Below are 5,414 nucleotides of genomic sequence, written 5' to 3'. Positions count from 1 at the left end.
CGACTAAAAACATCAGCGGCTGGATTGGCATTGGCAACGGGGATGTTGTTCCCGATTGCAGCCTTTGCTCAAGACGTCACACTGACCTCTACGGATGGCACGATGAGCCTGACCGGCGAATTGATGGGGGTCGACAACGACAACTATGTCATCCGCACAGCACTTGGTGATCTGCGCGTCGCGACAAGCAGCATGATTTGTGATGGCGATGCTTGCCCAAGCTTCGAAGATGTCTCGGCTGACGTGGCAATCGTTGGCTCGCAGGCAATTGGCCTTGGTATGATGCCACTTATGATGAGCGGCTTTGCTGCATCGTTGGATGCGGATGCCGAAGTGACGAACGCAGCAGCCGGCCAAACACTGGTCAACCTGATTGGTGACGGCGGTTTCGGCGATGAAATCGGTTCTTACCTCGTTTCAGCGACAGGCGATGACGAAGCGTTCCAAGCCTTGCTTGATGGTGAAGCAAACATCGGCATGTCCTCGCGCCGCATCACCCAAGACGAAGCACGCGCATTGCGCGCAGCAGGTGCGGGTAGCATGGTAAGCCCGAACCAAGAACGCATTATTGCGGTCGACAGTATGGTTGTCGTGACACACGAATCCAACCCTGTGACCCAGCTGACCCAAGAACAGCTCGCGGGCATCTTTTCCGGCCAGATCACCCGTTGGTCCGAAGTTGGCGGTCCAGATCGCCCGATCAACGTAATTGCGCACGAAGAAGACTCTGCCAGCTATGACTACTTTATGTCATTCTTGTATGGTGAAGATCGCCCTGATTTCCGCCCACAGGGCATTTCAGCGGACGACCAGACGATGTCCACTGTTATGTTCCATGACCGGAATGCGATCGGCTACCTTGGTTACGCCTTCCAGCGTGGCGCAAAGCCGCTGACCTTGGTCAACGAATGCGGGATTGCGGCAACGCCTGATGCGTTCTCGGCAAAGACGGAAGAATACACGCTGAGCCGCCGGATGTACCTTTATAACCGTGCTGACAACCTTGACGCACAAACCCAAGCGTTTCTTGATTTCTCTATCTCGCAAACTGCAGATAGCGTAATTGGCAAGTCGGGCTTTATCGACCTGGGTATTGCGCGCCGCTCACAAGATACGACAGATGCACGCCATGCTGCTTTGTCTGCTGAATTGGCACGCTATGATGTTGGTTTTGAAGGAGAAGTCATCGGTGACATGCTTGCCGAGATGGAAACGCATGATCGCCTCTCCACAACCTTCCGCTTCCGCACAGGTTCTTCGCGGATCGACGAGCGTGGCCGTTTGGATATGCAGCGTTTGATCGCACACCTTGAAGACGCGCCAGCAGGTACAGCCGTAACTTTCGTAGGCTTCACTGATGATGTAGGCGCATTTGAAGGCAACCGTGTTCTGGCCGTCGAGCGCGCCAACGCGGTCATGGAAGAGCTTCGTGAAGCTGCAGGTGATCGTTTGGCAAACATCAACATGACAACGTCCGGCTACGGTGAAGTTGCTCCGTCTGCTTGCAACGTCTCTGACCGGGGTCGCGGCATCAACCGCCGGGTTGAAGTGTGGATCGCCAACACTGTTGAAGGCTAAAAACAACGGCGATGCATGTCCATTGGACGTGCATCGCCGATCTCGAACTTAGAATGGTAGCTGCTCAAACCCTTTGATGTTGCGGCCGTGATTTCTGCTAAGACCCCACATAGACTATCGATCAAATCAGGGCACAGGCTGTGTAGATGATTAATCGGATTTCCGGGTGCTGTGCGCATGTCGCACGTTCAACGCCCTAGATTTCACGTCATTGGGGAACACGCAGACAAAAGGTCGCTGGCGAATACTCTCATGCGTTTGCAGTGGATTGACCCAGTAATGAAGATTGGAATGATTTAATGTTCACGAAGAATACACCTCTTTTAGGCATTTCCAAAGAGCCGGCCCCGATGATGTGTGGTTTTGCAAAAACGGTGTGCCTTGCGCTCGCTGTTGCGGCCACCCCGTCCGTTGGTGTCTTTAGTGCACAGTCCGTATCGGCGCAGTCGATTGACCGATCACTCTATACCGGCGGCAAAGCACGCGTTAACCGCTCCGCGAACCTGCGTTCCTTGACCGAAGCCGTGGCTTCGGCCAGTTGCAGGATCAATGGGGGCATTGGCGTTGACGCGGCGCAAATTGAACTCGGATCATCGCGCGAAGATTTTGACAGTATCATTGATGGTCTGGTCAATGGCAACGCAGCCCTTGGTATGCCGGGTGCAGAAGGTTCTGCGCGCACGCTTAATGCGTTAAGTGCCACAGCAACCCTTTGGGCCCCTTTGGATGAGGCTGCGAAAAAGCTGGCGTCGGGTGCGGGATCGGCGGCAGACGCGGCTGTGATCGATGGCGGTTTCATGGAGCTATTCAACCAGACCGAGATTTTGGCGGCCACTGTGTCAGGTCAATACGCTGACCCCCAGCAGCTTTTACAAAGCGATGCGACAGTGTTGAACTTTGCGGTCAGACAACGCGCGCTAGCGTATAGTATGACGCGGGCAATGTGCGAAATAGCAACAGGCACGGGGTCTGCTGACACGCCTCAGGAACTGACGTCGGCTGTTAATCTGTTTGGCCAAACGTTGATTGCGTTGCGTGATGGGTTTGCAGGTGCTGGAATTAATCCTCCGCCAAACGACGCGGTGCGTGGCAGCATCGACGCGACATTGGCGTTATGGCAAGATCAGCGCGCTGTTTTTGATACGGCACTAGCCGGAGACGTTCCATCTGCCGAAGATGTTAATGCTGCAGCAAGTCTTTCACAGACGTTGTCGGTTGCGATGAACAATACGATCACACTTTATCTGATAGCAACTCCCGGTCAGGACGGCGTCTACCGCGTACCGCTTGAGGCCTATGCCCGTGAAGAACTTTCAAACTGGCTGACTGATCCGGCCCTGATTGCTGCGATCAATGCGCAGAACGCCGACCATGCGAATTTGACCGAAGATGCGGTTATTGCGCTTGATCAGCAATGGCGCGCAGAAGCTGGTAGTGGTGGTGGCCCGCTTATTGAAAAGTTGCTGACTGCGCCGGTTTCAAAATGGTTGCTTGCGCAGCAACAGGCGACTGCCGGTTTCGTGACCGAGGTTTTCGTGATGGACAACAAAGGTTTGAACGTCGCGCAAAGCGTTGAGACATCAGACTATTGGCAGGGCGATGAAGCGAAATGGCAAGCGACGTATTCTGTCGGTCCAGATGCTTTGCATATCAGCGAAGTCGAATTTGATGACAGCACGGGTTTCTATCAGTCGCAGGGATCGCTTTCGATCACAGACCCGTCCACGGGTGAAGTCATCGGCGCTGTCACCTTCGGGATTAACGTCCAGAACTTGATGTAAGCATCAAAGACGACTTAAAAAGCGGGTCTTTATTGGCCCGCTTTTTGCGTTTATAACGTGGCGCAGTGTCTCAGCTCGCGCTGTCGCGGCCCTCTATCCAAGCGCCGGTCGCAATCCCATCCAGCGTCCAATCGCCAACCCGCCAGCGCACAAGCCGCAGTGTGGGGAAGCCGATATGGGCCGTCATCCGGCGGACTTGTCTATTGCGGCCTTCGCTGATCGTGACTTCGATCCAACAATCCGGAACAGACTTGCGAAACCGGACCGGCGGATCGCGCGTCCATAGGGCAGGGGGATCAATCAGACGGACCTTTGCAGGGCGTGTGGGGCCGTCTTTGAGGGTCACGCCATCGCGCATTGCTTGCAGATCTTTTTCACTGGGCGTGCCTTCGACCTGTACCAGATAGGTTTTGGACAGTTTGTGCTTTGGATCAGCAATACGCGCTTGCAATTTGCCGTCATCGGTCAACACCAAAAGACCCTCGCTGTCGCGGTCCAGCCGCCCAGCGGGATAAACCCCCGGCACGTCAATATATCCTGACAACGTCGGGCGCGGGGACGGGCTTTTGACGTCGGTGAATTGCGACAGAACGCCGAAAGGTTTGTTAAATAGGATGACGCGGGACATAGGCCCTGCTTATCCTTTTCGCGGTCAGGTCGTCTATCTCCGATTGCCGAGATGCCGCAAAAGCCTTTGGGGGTAATGCAACGGTATACAGTTGTGTTCCATTAACATGTTATAAATACACAATTTTTTGGTTTACAGTTGGGCAAACACCGCTAGTTTAAGGCACATAGGTTCAGAACAAAGGCGCAGCCCATGCCCCCTATCGCAGATCATCCGTTGCGCTATGCGATGGCGAACGAGCTTCACGCGCGACCCTTTCCATCGGTCGATGCACCAAGCCGTGCTGCCTATCTCGCGATCAAGCCCGCTGCAAATGCCGCCGGACGAGACCGCGCCGCAGATCGGGCGCATCTTATTGATTTACTGGACCGTTTTGGTGCCCAGCATCCGCAACCGGACGCCACGCACTACTTTGGCACCATTGGAAAACACCAATTAAAATGGGAAAGCCATACCGAATTTGTAACCTTTACGATCTTTGGAGAAGGGGTGGCGGAGCGCCCTTTTGACGCCGCCACGTTCAGCGTTTTCCCCGACGACTGGTTGAATGCGGCGCCGGGTACGCGCGTGACTTCGGCGTTAATCCGGATTGAAGTGGCCGATGGTGACGATGGTATTATCGACAAAGCCCGGACGTGGTTTGTGCCGGAAAGCCTCGCTATCAGTCGGGTGATCGAGGATGATCTGGTTGTAGCAGGTGATTTCCGCATCGATCACGGTGGCCACATGCGGTTCGCGGTTTTCGCCCGTCCACATGTCGGCAACAGACGCGTTGGCCGCGTCGTGCAGCGGCTGTGCGAAATTGAAACCTATAAAGCCATGTCGATGTTGGGATTATCCCGCGCGCGCGAATTGGGTCCTAAAATGGCTGATTTCGATGGACGTTTGACCAGCCTGATCGAGGACATGCGCAGCGACAGGGCTGATCCGGCGGTCGTTTTGCACGCATTGCTTGATGTTTCGGCCGAGATTGAAACGACCATTGCAAAATCGTCGTTCCGTTTTGGCGCGACAGGGGCCTACGAGACGATCGTCAATCAACGCATCAATGTTTTGCGTGAAGAAAGATTTGACGGACGCCAGACCTTTGGTGAGTTCATGATGCGCCGCTTTGACCCCGCGATGCGCACAGTAAAATCGACCCAAGACAGATTGCAGGCGATGTCTGATCGTGCATTGCGGGCGGGTGATTTGCTGCGCACACGCGTTGATGTCGAACGGTCTGCGCAAAACCAGGAATTGTTGACAAGCATGGACAAACGCGCCGACCTGCAACTGCGGTTGCAGCGCACCGTAGAGGGGCTTTCGGTGGTTGCGATCACTTATTATGCGGTGAATTTAGTGCTGTATTTGGTGGGGCCGCTTGAAGCTGGTTTTGACATCAGCAAGTCTGTGATGGCGGCTGTTGCGACACCGGTTGTGTTGCT

General features: G+C 54.7%; 4 protein-coding genes. 3 read left to right on the top strand and 1 reads right to left on the bottom strand.

Going from position 1 to position 5,414, the window contains the following annotated elements; genetic code table 11:
• Together QZ197_RS14590 and QZ197_RS14585 are read left to right on the top strand one after the other, a co-directional pair.
• Positions 1-1,578 (top strand): phosphate ABC transporter substrate-binding/OmpA family protein (locus QZ197_RS14590; RefSeq protein WP_296432872.1); only part of this gene is annotated, 1,578 nt, incomplete at its 5' end.
• Between the two features lie 299 nt (positions 1,579-1,877).
• Positions 1,878-3,359: a type IV pili methyl-accepting chemotaxis transducer N-terminal domain-containing protein gene (locus QZ197_RS14585; RefSeq protein WP_296432870.1), complete on the top strand. Its 1,482-nt coding sequence runs from the start codon at positions 1,878-1,880 to the stop codon at positions 3,357-3,359.
• A gap of 70 nt (positions 3,360-3,429) precedes the next feature.
• Here QZ197_RS14585 and QZ197_RS14580 read toward each other — a convergent pair whose 3' ends face one another.
• Complete coding sequence (locus QZ197_RS14580) at positions 3,430-3,987, bottom strand: pseudouridine synthase (RefSeq protein WP_296432868.1); 558 nt, start codon at positions 3,985-3,987, stop codon at positions 3,430-3,432.
• Between the two features lie 192 nt (positions 3,988-4,179).
• On the opposite strand from QZ197_RS14580, the gene QZ197_RS14575 reads away from it, so the two are divergent.
• On the top strand, positions 4,180-5,414 hold a 1,235-nt coding region (locus QZ197_RS14575), incomplete at its 3' end, for a DUF3422 domain-containing protein (protein WP_296432866.1).

The sequence above is a fragment of the Yoonia sp. genome, assembly GCF_017854415.1.
Lineage (GTDB): Bacteria > Pseudomonadota > Alphaproteobacteria > Rhodobacterales > Rhodobacteraceae > Yoonia.
This window is presented reverse-complemented; position numbering and strand designations above follow the sequence as displayed.

Bases quoted from the DNA above. Each gene is read 5' to 3' on its own strand.
- QZ197_RS14585 (WP_296432870.1), top strand. From the start codon at position 1,878: ATGTTCACGAAGAATACACCTCTTTTAGGCATTTCCAAAGAGCCGGCC.
- QZ197_RS14580 (WP_296432868.1), bottom strand. From the start codon at position 3,987: ATGTCCCGCGTCATCCTATTTAACAAACCTTTCGGCGTTCTGTCGCAA.